At 53.8% G+C, this 16362-nt stretch carries 16 protein-coding genes; 6 read left to right on the top strand and 10 right to left on the bottom strand.

What is annotated here, in order from left to right:
• Positions 1-6 precede the first annotated feature (6 nt).
• The 4 genes from AC2FD9_RS13560 to AC2FD9_RS13545 are packed head-to-tail and all read right to left on the bottom strand — an operon-like array spanning position 7 to position 3134.
• Complete coding sequence (locus AC2FD9_RS13560) at positions 7-1080, bottom strand: C4-dicarboxylate TRAP transporter substrate-binding protein (RefSeq protein ID WP_496837350.1); 1074 nt, start codon at positions 1078-1080, stop codon at positions 7-9.
• 33 nt (positions 1081-1113) lie between these two features.
• A complete protein-coding gene (locus tag AC2FD9_RS13555) occupies positions 1114-1569 on the bottom strand; it encodes an OsmC family protein (protein WP_109312673.1) in 456 nt (151 codons plus the stop codon).
• A gap of 18 nt (positions 1570-1587) precedes the next feature.
• Complete coding sequence (locus tag AC2FD9_RS13550; protein ID WP_496837348.1) at positions 1588-2253, bottom strand: malonic semialdehyde reductase; 666 nt, start codon at positions 2251-2253, stop codon at positions 1588-1590.
• Positions 2250-3134, bottom strand: coding sequence for a fumarylacetoacetate hydrolase family protein (locus AC2FD9_RS13545; RefSeq protein WP_108862238.1), 885 nt, complete (start codon positions 3132-3134; stop codon positions 2250-2252). Before AC2FD9_RS13545 ends, AC2FD9_RS13550 begins: the two co-directional genes overlap by 4 nt.
• An 84-nt stretch (positions 3135-3218) precedes the next feature.
• On the opposite strand from AC2FD9_RS13545, the gene AC2FD9_RS13540 reads away from it, so the two are divergent.
• The 5 genes from AC2FD9_RS13540 (at position 3219) to yghX (ending at position 8107) form a co-directional block, all read left to right on the top strand.
• Complete coding sequence (locus AC2FD9_RS13540; protein ID WP_108862230.1) at positions 3219-3605, top strand: YciI family protein; 387 nt, start codon at positions 3219-3221, stop codon at positions 3603-3605.
• 51 nt (positions 3606-3656) lie between these two features.
• Entirely contained in the window at positions 3657-4313 is a 657-nt protein-coding gene (locus AC2FD9_RS13535; RefSeq protein WP_234416760.1) for a GntR family transcriptional regulator, read from the top strand.
• A 1-nt stretch (position 4314) separates the two neighbouring features.
• On the top strand, positions 4315-5613 hold the full coding sequence (locus AC2FD9_RS13530; RefSeq protein WP_108862232.1) for a malonyl-CoA decarboxylase: 1299 nt from the start codon (positions 4315-4317) through the stop codon (positions 5611-5613).
• Complete coding sequence (locus AC2FD9_RS13525) at positions 5610-7133, top strand: malonate--CoA ligase (RefSeq protein ID WP_496837346.1); 1524 nt, start codon at positions 5610-5612, stop codon at positions 7131-7133. Before AC2FD9_RS13530 ends, AC2FD9_RS13525 begins: the two co-directional genes overlap by 4 nt.
• An 86-nt stretch (positions 7134-7219) precedes the next feature.
• Entirely contained in the window at positions 7220-8107 is an 888-nt protein-coding gene (gene yghX / locus AC2FD9_RS13520; protein ID WP_472724752.1) for a YghX family hydrolase, read from the top strand.
• Positions 8108-8657: 550 nt separating this feature from the next.
• On the opposite strand, the gene AC2FD9_RS13515 is transcribed toward yghX, so the two are convergent.
• Entirely contained in the window at positions 8658-9581 is a 924-nt protein-coding gene (locus AC2FD9_RS13515) for a helix-turn-helix transcriptional regulator (RefSeq protein WP_496837344.1), read from the bottom strand.
• Between the two features lie 61 nt (positions 9582-9642).
• Here AC2FD9_RS13515 and AC2FD9_RS13510 point away from each other — a divergent pair, with 61 nt between their 5' ends.
• Positions 9643-11052, top strand: a complete 1410-nt coding sequence (locus AC2FD9_RS13510; protein WP_496837342.1) for a sterol desaturase family protein — start codon at positions 9643-9645, stop codon at positions 11050-11052.
• A 283-nt stretch (positions 11053-11335) separates the two neighbouring features.
• Here AC2FD9_RS13510 and AC2FD9_RS13505 read toward each other — a convergent pair whose 3' ends face one another.
• The 5 genes from AC2FD9_RS13505 to AC2FD9_RS13485 form a co-directional block, all read right to left on the bottom strand.
• Positions 11336-11734 (bottom strand): RidA family protein, encoded by a 399-nt coding sequence (locus AC2FD9_RS13505; protein ID WP_496837340.1) that lies wholly within the window; start codon positions 11732-11734, stop codon positions 11336-11338.
• 18 nt (positions 11735-11752) lie between these two features.
• Positions 11753-12640 (bottom strand): sugar kinase, encoded by an 888-nt coding sequence (locus tag AC2FD9_RS13500; RefSeq protein ID WP_496837338.1) that lies wholly within the window; start codon positions 12638-12640, stop codon positions 11753-11755.
• A 56-nt stretch (positions 12641-12696) separates the two neighbouring features.
• Positions 12697-13752 (bottom strand): D-TA family PLP-dependent enzyme, encoded by a 1056-nt coding sequence (locus tag AC2FD9_RS13495; RefSeq protein ID WP_496837336.1) that lies wholly within the window; start codon positions 13750-13752, stop codon positions 12697-12699.
• The gene (locus tag AC2FD9_RS13490) at positions 13749-15215 is read right to left on the bottom strand and encodes a M81 family metallopeptidase (RefSeq protein WP_496704930.1); all 1467 of its coding nucleotides are present in this window, start codon (positions 15213-15215) and stop codon (positions 13749-13751) included. The genes AC2FD9_RS13495 and AC2FD9_RS13490 overlap by 4 nt, the downstream gene beginning before the upstream one ends.
• 88 nt (positions 15216-15303) lie before the next feature.
• Positions 15304-16344, bottom strand: coding sequence for a TRAP transporter substrate-binding protein (locus tag AC2FD9_RS13485; protein WP_282170035.1), 1041 nt, complete (start codon positions 16342-16344; stop codon positions 15304-15306).
• Positions 16345-16362 lie beyond the last annotated feature (18 nt).

Below are 16362 nucleotides of genomic sequence, written 5' to 3'. Positions count from 1 at the left end.
GGACGGTTATTCGGCCGTCCAGTCACGCACTCCGGTGAAACCGGCGTCTTGAAGCTTGCCAAGGTAGGCGGCCAGCATTTCCGTTCCTTGTTCGCCGTTGTCATTCAGCGTCGCGGCCCATTCCTGCGCGACATTCGGCATGGCGTTTGCCCATGCGGTGCGGTCTTCGTCCGAAACCTCAACGATCGTTCCACCGGCTTCAACGTAAGCATCCCGCGAAGCAGCGGCGCGGTCCATCGCGATGCCGGCGACATGGTCACGGTAATCGATGGCAACCGCCGTCAACACGTCTTTGACTTCGTCCGGCAGGCTTGCCCAATAGTCCGCATTAACCGTGATGGTTTTTGAGTTCACAGCACCCAGATCGGCCTTGAGCATATACGGGGCAACTTCAGCGATCTTGAACGTCTTCGCCGCTTCGGGCCACAGCATTCCACAATCAACCAGACCCGTCTGAAGCATGTTGTAGAAATCGGTCAGCCCACCGCGCACACCTGCCGCATCCTTGATGCCTTCGAGATACCGCAAGTTGAGGCCAGCACCTGCAATCTTGCGACCCTCTAGATCTGATACCGAGGCAACCGGTTCCGTGCAGAAAATTTGATACGTGTCTAGGACAACACCTGTGGCCAGATAGACTTGGTTCTGCGCAGCAAACTCGTTCTGCATCGCCGGGTATTCGCGTGCGATTTCATCTACGGCCTTGGCCACGGCACGGGAATCCGATGCCACAAAGGGTGTCGATCCCGATATACCCTGGCTGGGCAGCTTCGAAGAATGGAAGATGGTTGTGACGATGCCTATGTCACCAAGGCCCAGCTGGATTCCCTCCAGAACGCCTTTCGGCTTTACGATTGAACCGCCATAGTTCTCCTGCCAGTTCATCTTGTAGTTGCCGGCGTCGGCCAGTCGCTTGTCCACCTCCGGAATGAAGAAGTTGGTGAACTCCTTCACCCATAATGCCCGGTCTGGGTAGCCATCGATGACAACGGCAGAAATAGTTTCCTCTGCTGCGGCGGGCAGCGCCATGACGCTTGCCAGAGCAGCTCCGATAAGGCTGCGTTTGGTCCAGATTTTCATTTCTCTCCTCCCAGAAAGTCGGGCCTTTTGTCTTTATTGGTTTGTTTTGACCCAGTTGACGGTCAGGTCCGTGCCTGCCGCTTCAAATAGTTTTGCGATGGCGCAATACTTGGCTGTCTCTTCGCCCACCCGTGTCAGCTCCTCCTGACTGGCGGGCGTGTCACACTTCACGGTGAGCTCGATTTCCGGAAACGGAACATCGATCTCCTCCTCCATTAGGACACCGCGCCGATCCAGCCTGCATTTCGCGTCGATTGTCACCGCGCCGAGATCAACTCCCAACCGGTGTGCATTCTTGTGCCCGATGACGTTCGTACAGGCGATCAAGGCTGCCATTGCGGTTTCGGTCGGAGACGGGCCAAGATTTGTTCCGCCGCGTTCAACGGGTTCGTCGACAACCACATCAAGATCGCGAATTGGGATCTCGGTACGCGCATGTGTCGGGCATTGAGCTGTCGTTCGGTAAGTCACGACAGGTTTTACTTTCATAGCCACAGCGTCACCTCTTCATGCATAAGTGCAAACCTTTTCGAATGGAAAACGCGGAAGCTTCTGGAACAATCCGGTCTCGTCTGCGTAGCCCAGATTGCAAAGAAAATTGGACTTGAGCGTCGTGCCCGCGAAGAACTCCTCGTCGACGATCTTGTTCGAAAAGCCTGACATGGCGCCAACGTCCAACCCGACAGCCCGGGCCGCAATCATGAAGTACGCGCCCTGCAGAGTGCCGTTTCGAAAGGCCGTGTCCGCTACGTATTCGGGTTTGTTTTCAAACAAAGGCCGCCGATCTTCGTGCGGGAAAAGAAACGGCAGTTCCTTCCAAAAGTCCAAGTCGTAGGCAATGATCGCCGTGACCGGTGCATCCATCATCTTTGGCACGTTTTTCGGCTTTAGCGACTTGGCAAGCCGTTCTTTGCCTTCAGTGCTTTTCACGAAAATAAAGCGCGCGGGCAACGTGTTCATGCTGGTCGCGCCATTGATCGTGATGTCGTAGATCTCTTCAAGTAGGTCGTCGGAAACAGGCTTGTCGGTCCACGCGTAGTGCGATCTGGATTCTCGCAGGATCAAGGCGATCGCGTCATCCGACAAACGTGGAATCCGTTCGCGCAGATCGCGATGATCCTGCTGCGCCTTGGCGCGAAGTGCCTCCAGTTCTGCCCCGGTTGGTGCGCTCATGCTGCGGCCACCTTTGACTTGGCGTCTTTCTCGTCGATGATCGGGTTGGAGCAAATGCCGATACCTTCAATCTCGATCTCCACGGTTTCACCCGGCTTCAGCCAACGTGGATTGGGCTTTTTGGCGTGACCGACACCCGGTGGTGTGCCCAACGCAATCAGGTCTCCGGGCTCCAGAGTGGTGTATTCCGAAATCGTCGCAATGACCTGACGAACGCCCCAGATCATGTTGGCCGTGTTCGAGCTTTGTAGGATTTCATCGCCCACGCGGCTTTCGATCTTCAGACCGGAAGCCCCTTCGGGCAGTTCGTCCGGCGTTACGGTGAAAGGACCGATCGCGCCCGTATCATCGAAGTTTTTGCCCGGCGTCCATTGAACGGTTTTGCGCTGATAGTCCCGCAGCGACCCGTCGTTGAACACGGTGTAGCCAAAGACATAATCCAGTGCGTCCTCTTCCGAGATATGCCGACCTCTTTTTCCAACGATCAGCATAAGCTCGGCTTCGTAGTCTAGCTTCTCAGAACAGGTAGGCCGCACCATGGGCTGCCCCGCCGCCATGATCGAGTTCTTCCCGCGCATGAACAGCGTCGGATACTCCGGGATATCATACCCGCCTTCCTTGATGTGGTCGGTGTAGTTCAATCCCATGCAAATGATCGTTCCGGGAGCGGCAACGGGCAATGCCGGAGTGATGGAAGACACGGGCACACTGTCTGCCGCGTCAATTTTGCTGGCAAGTGAGTCGGCCAGCTCAGGCTTGGCTATCAAACCCATCAAATCCGAACCGACGACAGGGTCCAAAGCCGTTAAATTCACTGCGTTTTCGCCGTTTACAGCAAAAACCGCTGTGCCTTCCGAGGTTTCTCCCACCAGGTATTTCATTTTCACCATCCATGTCAGTTCGCTTGATTTTTGCCGACTATTTTGCCATATGTCAAATAATATCGATATTTTTGGAGATCCGCGATGGTTGCTTGGGCAGATTATAAATCAGAAGCGAAAAGCCGTGGCGCGCTGGCACTGGAGCTTTATGTTGCACTCAGCACCCCGACCAAAGCGCCAGAAGACGTAAAAGCATCCCTTCCGGATCACTTGGCGTATCAGGCGGATCTTGAACGCGCGGGAAAGTTGGCTTTTGCTGGGCCGATGTCGGATGAGACCGGTGAGCATATGCAAGGGGTTGGCCTGATCATCTATCGCGCTGACAGTCTTGAAGCCGCGCGGAAGTTGGCCGAGGGCGACCCCATGCACAAAAGCGGGGCGCGCAGCTTTGTACTTCGGCGCTGGATGATAAACGAAGGATCGCTGAACCTTTCAGTTGGTCTATCGACTGGCACGAGCGCCCTCAGTTAAGAGCACTCAAGAGTTTTTGCCGCCAAAAAGGAACAGTCAGATATGGACGCCATGCTTGATACCGAGGGCAAAGAGACATCAGCCACTCATGGCGCGTATCGAAGGCTGCGCGAAATGATCCTGACCGGCGAATTGCCACCCGGACAAAAACTTAAGATCGAGCAACTCCGCAGCCTTCTGAACACTGGCGCAAGTCCAGTTCGCGAGGCTCTTAGCCTTTTGACCTCAGACATGTTGGTCGAACGGATGGACCAGCGCGGGTTTAGGGCTGCGCCAGTGAGCAAGTGTAACTTCGAGGAAATTCTTCTGTTGCGATGCAACCTCGAGGAAACCGCGTTGCGTGCCTCCATCGCCAACGCGGATGCGGCCTGGGAGGATCGACTTGTTTTGCGTCACCACCATATGAAAAAGGCCAGCCAAAATGGGGCACACGACTTTGAAGACGCTCACAAAGCGTTTCACATGGCGTTGTTGGACAATTCGAAACTGCCATTGCTACTGCGATATTGCTCGCAGCTTTACGACCTGAACATTCGCTACCGCTATCTGGCGGCGGGCGGTTCGAGCTATAAAAAGCGGGACATCGCCGCCGAACATCATCACATTCTGGACGCCGCACTAGATCATGACGCAGACAGCGCGACCAAGCACTTGATCGATCACTACCGTCGAACGGGTGAGTACCTGAGCAGCCAGATGGATACCTGAAATGCAACGGAATTGGTTTCTGGGCGATCTATTAAACCAATTGCTGGACCGTCCTGACAAAAGGCGTGGCAAGGATGACAAACGATCCATTGCTGAACTTTGCGAGGCGCTTTTGTCCACAGAAGGTGAGGTATCGGGCTTCACGCTCGCGTCCACCATACTTGACCGCTACCAGACCCTGGATGACGCGGGAAAACTGGACTTTTTTGTCTACTTGAATGACCAGCTTGAGTTAGACGCAGAAAAACTCGCTGACACGGCGCGCCTCTATGCCAATGATCGAAGTGTCGATCTGTATCAAAAGCTTAGTGAATCCGCAGAACCCAGGCGGCAAGAGTTATTGCGTCGGCTGAACCAGCCGTCTGGTGCGACGCAAGAACTTGTGGCTATGCGCGTTGATCTACTGCGATTTCTCAAATCTGATGCCGAACTCAAGCGAACCGATATTGATTTTGTCCATTTGTTGAGAAGCTGGTTCAATCGAGGCTTTCTTGTTCTCAAGCAAATCAGCTGGGATACGCCTGCCCGCGTTCTGGACAAGATCGTCGCATATGAGGCGGTTCACCAGATCAACGATCTGGACGACTTGAGGCGCAGGCTCTACCCACCTGACCGTCGTTGTTTTGCGTTCTTCCACCCTTCAATGCCCGATGAGCCGCTGATATTTGTCGAGGTGGCCCTTACAACTGAAATCCCGGGCGCGATCGATACGCTTTTGTCTGAAGCTCGAGAACCGATTGAAGCCGAGCATGCAAAAGTCGCGGCGTTCTACTCCATTTCAAACTGCCAAAAGGGTTTAGCAGGAATCAGTTTTGGGAACCTGTTGATCAAACAGGTTGTGACCGAACTTTCGCGAGAGCTTAGAGGTCTCGACACCTTTGTGACCTTATCGCCTATACCAGGGCTTAGCCGTTGGCTGGCCGGCGAAACAGAACATCCAGAGCACGGCCATACCGCCCAGGCCGTACTGGCAGCGACGGCCTCAGCGCAAGACGTGCGCGCGATGGCCGCCCGGTATTTGTTGCTTGCGAAGCGCGAAGACGGGATGCCGTTAGATCCCGTGGCCCGCTTTCATCTGGGCAATGGTGCTGAACTTCATGAGCTGCACGCTGACGCAGATCAGTCGCCAAATGGGCGCGCCCAGTCCGGAGGCGCGATGGTCAACTACCTTTACGATTTGAACAAAACAGAACGTCACCACGAAGAATTCGCGACACGTGCTACGATCCAAGCCTCGCGTTCAGTTCGTGCGGCTTCAACTGCGGCGCTTGCGATCAAACCAAGGGAAAATACAGCGTGACCAATACCCTCTACGACAGCTTGTTTGCCCGCCACGAGGGCAACAAAGCTCCCTTCCTGCAACTCGATGATGGCAAGGTGGTTTCCTATGACGCATTTCTGAAGCGCGCCGCACAGATCGCGCATGTTTTGCAGAACAGCGGAGTTTCTCCTGGGGATCGCATCGTAGTGCAGGCCCCCAAGCTGGCTGATACGATTGCGCTCTATGCTGCTTCGGTTCAGGCAGGTGCTGTCTACCTGCCACTTAACACTGCCTACACCATGGCAGAGTTGGACTACTTCATCTCTGATGCTCAACCGGAGATGATCATTTGCGACAGCGACGATGAAGCTGAAATCAAAAAAATGGCAGCCCAATCGGGCGCAAAGCTGCTGACCCTCGGCGGCGATAGTCCAAGCCTAAGCGTAGAGGCTGACGCACAACCCTGCGTATTCGAAACCGTGGATCGCGCGCCGGACGACCTTGCGGCTTTGCTATATACATCAGGCACTACGGGCCGTTCGAAGGGTGCAATGCTAAGTCAGCGAAACCTGCTGTCCAATGCCCAAGCTCTTGTGGATTTGTGGGCCATCACCAGCGCCGATCGCCTGCTTCATGCGCTGCCAGTCTTTCACACACATGGGCTTTTCGTGGCGATGAATACGTCATTGCTCGCAGGTGCCAAAGTTCGGCTTATGAAAAAGTTCGACATTGGCATGATCCTGGAAGAGTTGCCCCACTCGACCCTTCTGATGGGTGTTCCCACTTTCTACACCAGATTGCTTGCGGATGACGGTTTCACCAAAGATATCACAAAGAACATGCGTCTATTCATTTCCGGTTCAGCCCCATTGCTGGCCGAAACCCATTTGGCGTTCGAAACGCGCACGGACCATCGGATTCTCGAACGCTATGGCATGACCGAGACGAACATGAACACCTCAAACCCGTATAAAGGTGAACGCCGCGCAGGAACTGTCGGCTTGGCGCTTCCCGGCACCGAGGTGATCGTTACCAATCCCGAAACTGGAGAACCGCTTCCCCGGGGCGAGGTTGGAATGATCGAAGTACGAGGGCCCAATGTGTTCAAAGGCTATTGGCAGATGCCCGAGAAAACCGCCGAAGAGCTAAGGGAAAACGGGTTCTTCATCACCGGAGATTTGGGCCAGTACAGCGAGGATGGCTATCTGTCGATTGTAGGCCGGTCAAAAGACCTGATCATTACAGGTGGTTACAACGTCTATCCCAAAGAAATTGAAGACGTCCTGAACGACATTGATGGTATCCTGGAATCGGCAGTTTTTGGCATTCCCGACACCGAATTTGGCGAAGCTATCATTGCCACTCTGGTTGCCGAGCCTAGCGCGCAACTTGACATGGAACAGATCGCGGTGACCATCAGAGACAAGCTGTCTCGCTTCAAACATCCGCGTCGCTACGAAATCGTCCCGGATCTGCCGCGCAATACAATGGGAAAGGTTCAAAAGAATGTGCTGCGCGAACAGTACGCGCAAAAAGAACGGCCAATGGGTGTGTCCTAGCAGCCCGCTGAAAAACTCAAACCAACCACGACCCTTTGATCTGACAACCTCTCACTTCGAACTGCCTATTCATCAGGAGATTCACTATGACCCGCATGACGGCAAAGGACTTCGACCAGGAACTTCTGGACCTGTACGACTTTTACGCGCACGGCAAAATCACCAAGCGCCAGTTCCTGGACCGCGCCGGTAAGTTCGCGGTTGGTGGTTTGTCGGCGGTCGCGTTGCTGAACATGCTCAGCCCGAATTATGCTTTGGCCGAGCAGGTATCCTTCAACGATCCCGATATCCATGCAGACTACATCACCTATCCTTCACCAAATGGAACCGGTGATGTCAGGGGGTACCTTGTCAGACCGGCTGGTGTGGATGAACCCCTGCCCGCGGTGCTGGTCATCCACGAAAACCGCGGCTTGAATCCCTACATCGAGGACGTGGCGCGCAGGTTGGCGAAAGCCGGGTTCATGGCTCTGGCTCCAGACGGCCTGACGTCGGTGGGCGGATACCCAGGCAACGACGCCGATGGACGCGAGCTGCAAAAGACAGTGGACCGGGTCGAGTTGATGAACGATTTCTTCAATGGGTTCGAATACTTGTTGAACCGGGATGATTGCACTGGGAAGGTCGGCGCTGTTGGTTTCTGCTACGGCGGCGGTGTGGTCAGCGCAATTGCCGTGGCCTATCCCGAATTGGCCGCAGGCGTGCCATTCTACGGTCGCCAGCCAGCAGCCGAAGATGTGGCCAAAATTCAAGCGCCGTTGCTTGTTCAAATGGGAGAGCTTGACGAACGCATCAACGCGGGCTGGCCAGATTTTGAGACTGCTCTAAAAGCCAACGATAAGGTTTACGAAGCCTATATCTACGAAAATGCCAACCACGGCTTTCACAATGACAGCACGCCACGCTATGATGAGGAGATGGCAAACCTTGCCTGGAACCGCACAATTGAATGGTTCAAAACCTATCTGAAGTAATTGGGGTGTGCTACGAAACCAACCTTGCGTTGGTATCGCTTTGCGGACGTCCACAGTTCTCCGAGAACAAATCTCGTGAAGTCCGAGCACTCTGACTTTCGTGATTAGAGCGCCCGCTTGGTGTCCCTGGTTTGTAGAAGGCGTGTAAACAATGAAAGCATCGTTTTTCATAGATGTCCGCATTGGTAGGCTGCGCAACCACTGGGTGTTTTAGAGCACAGCAACGAATCACGAACTTCGCTGAATGGGTGTTATGTGAAGCGATCTACGGTTGTATCAAGAACAAGCGGTTTCATCGTCTTGGCGGAAAAGACGAACGCGGGGACCGCCAACATCGGTGCCACAACCCAATACAGTCGGTTTAGAGGCGTGGGACCGTCGGTCAGAGCGCACATCCTGTTAGAATTGGCTACACAGATGCGTCCGGGTTCGACTTCTTTGGGTGAACTAAAGGCTGACCAACGCGATCAAGCGCAACAAATTGGCTCAAATTATTGCGCACTCCCAAGCCCGAACGAAAGAAGGCTTAGAAGGCGGCTTTGCGGAAATATTACAAACGTGACCTTGTCGTTTCATGTAAATGCGTTTTTCGAAATTCCGAAGGTGTCATCCCAGTTTGAGCGCGAAAGGCGCGGTTGAATGGCCCCAGTGAGGAAAATCCCACATCGTAAGCGATGCTCAGGACCGAACGCTCTGCCAACTCGGGCGATGACAACATGGATTGCGCCTCTTGAATGCGGAACGCGTTCACGAAGCTCGCAAAATTCCGGTGCCCCAAGCCTTGATTGATTGCGGACCTAATGCGGTGTTCCTGTGTCCCAAGATGTGCGGCCACTTGGGCAACGGTCAACCTTTCGCATCGCCACAGCCCCTCAGACATCGCGGTTTCAATACGTGTCATGAGCGCGGACTGCGCTGGGTTGGCTTGGTCACCCCGCTTTGGCGGGCGCGGTATCCAGATGTCTGGAACCACGCGAACCGACCACAGCAGGAACGCACTTGCAGACAGGAAAAACGCACTTGCCTGTAGTGCAAATACCCAGACAGGAAGCGCTTTATCCAGATGGGTGATTTCAAATCCGGTAATGAGAATTCCCAAACTGAGGATCCAGATCAGAAACCAACGCCGAAACCGGCGACGGGCCTCGATCAGATCCCCTGCCTGACCTGAAACTACGATCCACAGGCTATGGAAAAAGAAGATCAGTACGCAGATACCGCGAACTACACCAAGTTGCAGCTGTAGTTGAGAAAGCCATGCCAATCCGACTATCAACACAGCGATCAAGATCTGCCAAGGTCGAACAAAAACGTCATCCTGGAACAGCTCAATCACGGCCCAATAGAGCAAGACAGGGATCACACCTGCGATCATCACAAGCACAATCCGAACCGGGCCGTCGGTTAGATCAATGCTTGGCGAGGACACAATCAAGTAGGGGCCAAAACTGAGGCACAGCAAGACTACTGCCATGCTTTTCCGCTGGAATCCCCCGTTTCTCATGAAGACAGCGGCGCATAGCACGAGTGTGCCGATGGCACTGCCGCGCAGGAAGATATCCAAAATCATTGGGTCTGACATCACATGCGCAATCGAAGTCGGATTTACCCCGCCGGTCAACGGTATAGCCATGCTGAAACTGAAAAATCCTCGCCGATTTTGCAAGAAACGGGTCGACTTTCAAACTCAGCGTGCTCTGATTTGCTTCGCTGGCCACTGTCCGCCACATGTCAATTCGCATTCGGAGCAGACAATGACTCAGTTAGCCACACTCCTGTCCATCTACACGGATGTCTTCGGCGGAGACCTCTTACGCTATATTTTTGGCGCCGGCGGCACGTATCTATTGATCAATATCATGCTGGCACGGCATCTTTTTGCACAGAAAATTCGACCCTCTGCAGTGCCACAAGGTCAAATCCTCCGCGAGATACTGACAAGCCTGCGCACAGTGCTTATTTTTACTGCCGCAGGGACATCCATCGTGCTTGGTGCAAGGGCAGGTGTCATCACAATCTACCAAGACATAGCCGCATTTGGCTGGACCTATTTCGCGTTCAGTATCGCGGTGTTGATTACCCTTCATGATGCGTGGTTCTATTGGACGCACCGTGCCCTGCACTACCCGCCCCTGTTTCGCCGGTTTCACCGCTTGCATCACAAATCACACCAACCAACTCCCTTCACCTCCTACAGCTTTGACGTTGGCGAAGCCGTGGTGAACGCTGTCTACTTGCCTTTGGTTCTGATCATTCTGCCAACACACCCAGTCGCTCTGTTCATCTTTGTGACCCATATGATGCTGCGCAATGCAATCGGGCACTGCGGGATCGAAATCTTCCCCGCCAACGCAAAAGGCAAGCCGGTCTTTGGCTGGCTCACGAGCGTTACTCATCACGATATGCATCATGCGCATGCGCGATATAACCACGGGCTCTATTTTTCTTGGTGGGATCGGCTTATGAAGACGGAGCATCCAAGATACTTGACCGAATTCGCCCGCGTCGCACCGCGTTTGCCCGTCCGAATTGTCAAAACAGCTTTTTTGGTGATTGTGGTTGGCGTCGGTATGTTGGCCAGCCAAGGACATGCCTTTGACCTTAAAGGCCATTACGCATCCCCCGGGCTCGGCGTGATTGTCGCTTTTGAAGATTGCGCATCGAATGAAGCAATGAAGTGTGGACGTCTTGTTTGGGTTTGGAACAAGGACGATACGCCTCATGTGCAGGTTGGTGATATGATCCTGACCGAATTGGTCTTTGACGGCACGGTATGGGAAGGGGCGCTACGCGATCCAGAAACAGGACGGACATATCGTGGATCCATCCGGCAATCGGCCAAGCACCAGTTGACACTAAAAGGCTGCGCTGGGGTATTCTGTGCACATCAAACCTGGCATTCGACCCAGTACCTCAAAACTGTGCTCAAACGTCATGGGAATTAGGTACAAGGCCGTCTCCAAAGACGGCCCTGAGCTGCCGTTGACCGGTGCCCATCAATGCTGCGGTTGCACCCGCATTCCAGACACTCGCTGCAACGCAAACTCAGTAGCTAACCGCACTCACAGTATGCGCAAAAAGCCGGTCATTACTTTCTCAATTTCAAATGTCCCCATTGCCCCTGAGCGTCTCATAAACGCATCTCTAAAATGTTGATCTGTTCAATTAAAACAAAATAGGCTGGCGAAAAACGCCAGCTCTATACAATTGGTGTGAGGATCGTGTGGATTATCCAAGCGGTTTGTATACGACCGCATCAATCTCGACCTTGGCGTCTACCATGATTTGTGAACGGACGGTGGAGCGTGTCGGGCCTCCGTTGGGAAAATAGCTCGCATAGACCCGGTTGAACGTCCAAAAGTCGCGGGGATCATCCAGCCAGACACCGACTTTTGCGATGTCATCCAGGGTGCAGTCAGCCAGCGCCAGAGCCGCCATCAGGTTCTCCATCGTTTTCCGGGTTTGCGCCTCAATACCGCCCGCTTCGATTTCGCCGTTTTCTTTCATCGCAACCTGTCCGGAAATGAACACAAAATCTCCGGCTCTTACCGCAGGTGCAAAGGGAAGCGGTTGCCCGCCTGCTCCGGTTTTGTCATCGCCCAAACGCTCGATCTTTTTCTCAGTCATTGAAGTGCCTTCCTTCTGTTAGGTTTTTCCGTAAGGATTTGGATCCACGGCGCCATAGCCCGTGGTTGATAGGGCTGCTCCCCGGTTCGCGAGCTCAGCTGATTTCAGGACATCTTTGATTTTCAGGTAAGCAGACAGGAATATTCCGTTGAAACAATCTCCGGCCCCGGTGGCGTCAACCGCTTGAACCACTACACCGGGGATAGTGTGTATGCCTTGTCCTTCAGACACGGAAACTCCATCTGCGCCTAGTGAAAGCGCAACAACTTCAGCACCCAGATCATGGTAGAAGCTGATGATTTCCTCAGGGCTGTGAAGACCCGTCAACTGGCGGGCATCATCGAGCCCTGGCAAGACAATGCTGCATTTGCGCATTGCATCGTGGGTAACCTGTCGTGCCTTGTCCAATGGCCATAGGGCTGTACGTAAATTGGGGTCGAAGGCAATTGGAATACCTGACGCTTGCGCAGTTTGGATTGCATGTTGGGTCGCTGCCTGTAACTCAGGACTTACCCCCAGGCTGATCCCGGAAGTATAGAACATCCCGGCATTGGCGATCACATCATCTGGAACCTGAGCCGGTAGCATCCGGCTCGCGGCAGAGCCTTTCCTGTGATAAACAAAATGGTGCCCACGTTCATCATGAAAGACAAAGTAGAGCCCGGTATCTTCTCCTGAAGCGGACTGCACATGTGCGTGATTTACACCTTCTCGGGACCACAAACCCCTGAGTTTCTCACCGAATTGATCACCTCCGATGCGTGTGATCAAAGCGACGTCTGTCCCTTGTCTTGCAGCAGTCACCGCAACGTTAGAGACATCGCCACCGAACCCGCCTTTGAACGAGCCATCCGGGCAAGCGGTCAACTCGAAGAGGGGCTCTCCCAAACATATGAGGTCAGCCATAGTGCACCTTATTGATACCCGTCGCCTTCAGAAACTTTGGGCAGTGTTTGCGTCAGCTATTGAACTTTACCACGTGCCGCGACGGGAACTTGTCCCAACGCGTGATCTCCACGAATGGTTTCAATCTGGTCCACCATGTTGGTGACGACACAGGCATGATTGGGAACGATCCGGACACGCTCACCAACTTTCAGGTCGATTTTATCTGCCACCAGCACGCCGTGCTCCTCGGACAGGCCCTGAACCAAAATGTTCGGTCGACCAATCACGTATCCATGGCCTTCCAGCCCCAACAGGTCAGAGGTCAGCACCTTTGATCCGGCATCGATAACGGCACGATTGTTTGCCGGGACAGAGATCACCGTGGCAAGAACGCTCAATGCACAGTCCTCCCAGGTGCAAACACCCCGTGCCTGCAGTGAACGGTCGTTATAGATGTAAGTGCCAATCCTGTATTCGGTTGCAACGGGAACATCCTGCGCTTGCCACATGCCCGGCGAACCACCATGGGAAACGACGCGTACAGGCAGCCCGACCTCTTCGATTTCATGTTTGGCTTGGACAAGCCAATGTTGAACCTTCGCCTCCTGCCCTACCGGCGGGTAGGTCATAAGACCGAGAAACGAAACGTCCGGTTTTTCATCGATGTAGCGTGCGAGATCCCGTGCCTGCTCAGGCGTAGTTACGCCACACCTTGCCGCACCCGTGTCGCATTCAACCAGTATTCCGAGCGGGTTTGGAGCATCCGCAAAGAACCGCGCTAACCCGTCTACAGTTTCGGGGTTATCCGCGACAACAGAAAGGTTCACCTTATCAGAGAGGGTACGCAATCGCGCCAGTTTGGCATCGCCGAGAATGTTAAAGGTAATCAGCACATCATCAATGCCACCTTCGGCAATCATTGCCTCAGCCTCACTAATTTTCTGGCATGTTATGCCAATTGCTCCAGCCTCTAGCTGCCGTCGCGCCAGCATGGGAAGTTTGTGGGTTTTGATGTGCGGTCGAACGCTGAGCCCGTGTTTCGCACAATGCTGCTGAAAGCGGTCGATGTTTGCTTCGGCAATATCCAGATCGACCAGGACAGCCGGTGTGTCGATATCGGGAAAAATCATTCCACAACCTCCTTGTGAGGGTTATTGACGATGGGCCAAATTGGACGTGTCAGGTTTTTGTAGGGTGTTTTGGTGGGATCATTCGGATAGGGGCCTTCGACGGCGGCATAGATAATTTTGGAAGCGACGTCGGAGAACGCGCCGTGGAAGTGGTTTGTGGACTTGACGACCAATATCTTCTTGTCGGTGATGTCGATGCCAAGGTTCGTGAACAGGTCTGGCGAAAATGCCTGACTTCGGTTTGAATTCAGAACAACCTCTATCCCACCCAAACGTATGACAGAGCAGTCCCCCATCGGAACAACGGATGCACCAAAACTCTGAACCGCATTGCGCTGGTTTCGAACCACCGTAACCGTAGCGTCAATTGGCTTCCCCGCCAGAGCTGATGTTTTACCGCCAAAGCGAAGGTCGAACACTGCGCCTTCACCGGCTGCATGGCAAAGGCGAACCGCCATAGGATCCCAAATCGTGCCGAATGCTACGGATGTGAGCTTCTGAGCAATAGCTTCCTCAATAATGAGCGTTGAATCCCCCGCTACGCCTCCACCGGGATTGTCCCAAACGTCCGCTACGACCACTGGCCCATGTATTGCTTTGTTTGCCTCTCTCAGTGCTGCACTGGGCGACAGGTAATTTGGCTTTGTCTGCCCGCGGAAGGAAAACAGTTCAGCCCCCAGTTTCTGAGCCAAGCAATCCGCCTTGGGCTGGTCATCGTCGGTCAGAACGACAATCTTAGCGCCAAGGTCCGGAGAATCTCCGGCCATGAATCCATGAATGACGGAGGCAGAGAGAACCTCGCCATTTGCTTCCATCTGCTTCAGTTGATCGACAAACCCGCGCATAGGTTCCTGACTGGTCGGCAGAATATCCAACATGCGCACGTCAAAAACCGAAGTGACGGGCCGGATTTCGCCCTTGATGGTTCGCAACGTCAGGTCGACACAGGCCTCTCCTGCTTCAACAAAGTCAGTGTGTGGAAACTCTTTGAACACAGTGATCACATCAGCGTTGGTTACTCGTCTGTCGCTGAGGTGGCTGTGAGGATCGAAGCTCGCTCCGATAACAGATTCCGGCCCGACAATTGCTCGAATTGCTTCGATCAAATCGCCTTCGCAATCCAGACAATCCTCGGAGATCATCGCCCCATGCAGACCTAGAACAACGCCATCCAGAGGCATTGCAGCTGTCACCTGGTCCAGCACCTCTTGTTTCAAGCGTGCCCATGTCTCGCGATTCAACAATCCGCCTGGCTCTGCCCATGTGGCGGTTCCCTCAATCAACTCCAGCTCATTCGACTGCGCCCTTTTCCTCAATGCAGGAAATACGGCACTGCAAAGCGTTGGGGTTTCGGGGTGCTTGCCGGGAGGTGCATAAAAGCTCTGCTCAAAATCGGAAAAGTCCGTGCGCAGGGGAGAAAAAGTGTTCGTTTCGGTTGCGAGGGACGCACAGAAGACCCGCATGTTCAATCCAATTTGTTGCTGGGGTCGGAGGCCAAAAGTTGGCCTCCGACGAGTTGTGCTGCCAGTTGGTTCTAGCAGTCAGGGAGGATCAATCGAGGTAGGACGCGTTGTTGGCGTTCTCTACCGCAGCTTTGAAGCTTGTCAGTAGCTCTGCCGCCTTTTCATCCAGGTTCTCCTGAACATGTGCTTCAAATGCAGGCTGCGTTGCAGCTGCCATGGAGCTTCTCTGTTCGTCAGTTAGAGCAGTGACCTCAATCTGATCCATCAAACCCGCAAGGCCGCGATCTGACGCCTCAATGATACGCGACAAGCCACGACTGGCCGTCACGCAGTTTTCTGCGGCTGTGCGGATCGTCGCTTGCTCTGCCTCTGACAGGCTTTCATAGAAGGCACGATTTATCATGAAGGTGTAGGGTGAGAACAAGTGATTGGTCAGCGTCATGTATTGCTGAACCTCTGCAAAATTAGCGAACGAAATGATCGGTACAGGATTCATCTGACCGTCAATCACTCCGGTTTGCAGCCCGGAATACACTTCACCCCAAGACAGTGGATAGGCTTCCGCACCCAACGCCTGAATAATCTTCTGATGTGACGGCAAGGTCATAGTGCGAATGCGAATGCCATCAAAATCCTTCAGGTCCGCGATGGGGCGTTGCGAGTTGGTTACCGCAAAGAAACCACCGGTGTCCGGGAAGCCCAGCACCACAACATCGCCCATCTCTGCCTCGATATCAGCGGCCAGCGCCTCACCAAATTCGCCATCAAAGACCTCGTAAGTTGATGCGTTGCTGTTAAAGGCAAAGGGCAGGTTTAGCACATCGATACGCGGGTAGTAGCTGGCCAACGCACCAGTTGAGGTCAAGGTTGCTTGAATGATCCCGTCCCGCATCTGTTGAACGTGTTCTGCTGCGGAGCCTAATTGGTTGGACCCGAAGACCTCAACCGAAACACTGCCATTGGTGCCTGAGTTAACAAGATTTGCAAATACTGCCGTGCAGGCATGAGCTGGGTTTTCAAACGGGTCAGTTTTGTTGTCGTGGCCAAATTTTATCACCCCACCTTCGGCCAATGCGCTGCCAGCAAGCATGGTCGCGGTCAGCGCCGCACCTGTCAGAATTTTTTTCATAATAGTTCTCCTGTTGGT

The organism is Ruegeria sp. YTSC230, from assembly GCF_059609665.1.
This window is presented reverse-complemented; position numbering and strand designations above follow the sequence as displayed.

Coding starts and splice junctions, on each gene's coding strand:
- yghX (WP_472724752.1), top strand. CDS start 7,220: ATGACCCGCATGACGGCAAAGGACTTCGACCAGGAACTTCTGGACCTG.
- AC2FD9_RS13555 (WP_109312673.1), bottom strand. CDS start 1,569: ATGAAAGTAAAACCTGTCGTGACTTACCGAACGACAGCTCAATGCCCG.
- AC2FD9_RS13490 (WP_496704930.1), bottom strand. CDS start 15,215: ATGCGGGTCTTCTGTGCGTCCCTCGCAACCGAAACGAACACTTTTTCT.
- AC2FD9_RS13500 (WP_496837338.1), bottom strand. CDS start 12,640: ATGGCTGACCTCATATGTTTGGGAGAGCCCCTCTTCGAGTTGACCGCT.
- AC2FD9_RS13495 (WP_496837336.1), bottom strand. CDS start 13,752: ATGATTTTTCCCGATATCGACACACCGGCTGTCCTGGTCGATCTGGAT.
- AC2FD9_RS13545 (WP_108862238.1), bottom strand. CDS start 3,134: ATGAAATACCTGGTGGGAGAAACCTCGGAAGGCACAGCGGTTTTTGCT.
- AC2FD9_RS13510 (WP_496837342.1), top strand. CDS start 9,643: ATGGCACTGCCGCGCAGGAAGATATCCAAAATCATTGGGTCTGACATC.
- AC2FD9_RS13530 (WP_108862232.1), top strand. CDS start 4,315: ATGCAACGGAATTGGTTTCTGGGCGATCTATTAAACCAATTGCTGGAC.
- AC2FD9_RS13560 (WP_496837350.1), bottom strand. CDS start 1,080: ATGAAAATCTGGACCAAACGCAGCCTTATCGGAGCTGCTCTGGCAAGC.
- AC2FD9_RS13535 (WP_234416760.1), top strand. CDS start 3,657: ATGCTTGATACCGAGGGCAAAGAGACATCAGCCACTCATGGCGCGTAT.
- AC2FD9_RS13505 (WP_496837340.1), bottom strand. CDS start 11,734: ATGACTGAGAAAAAGATCGAGCGTTTGGGCGATGACAAAACCGGAGCA.
- AC2FD9_RS13550 (WP_496837348.1), bottom strand. CDS start 2,253: ATGAGCGCACCAACCGGGGCAGAACTGGAGGCACTTCGCGCCAAGGCG.
- AC2FD9_RS13485 (WP_282170035.1), bottom strand. CDS start 16,344: ATGAAAAAAATTCTGACAGGTGCGGCGCTGACCGCGACCATGCTTGCT.
- AC2FD9_RS13515 (WP_496837344.1), bottom strand. CDS start 9,581: ATGGCAGTAGTCTTGCTGTGCCTCAGTTTTGGCCCCTACTTGATTGTG.
- AC2FD9_RS13540 (WP_108862230.1), top strand. CDS start 3,219: ATGGTTGCTTGGGCAGATTATAAATCAGAAGCGAAAAGCCGTGGCGCG.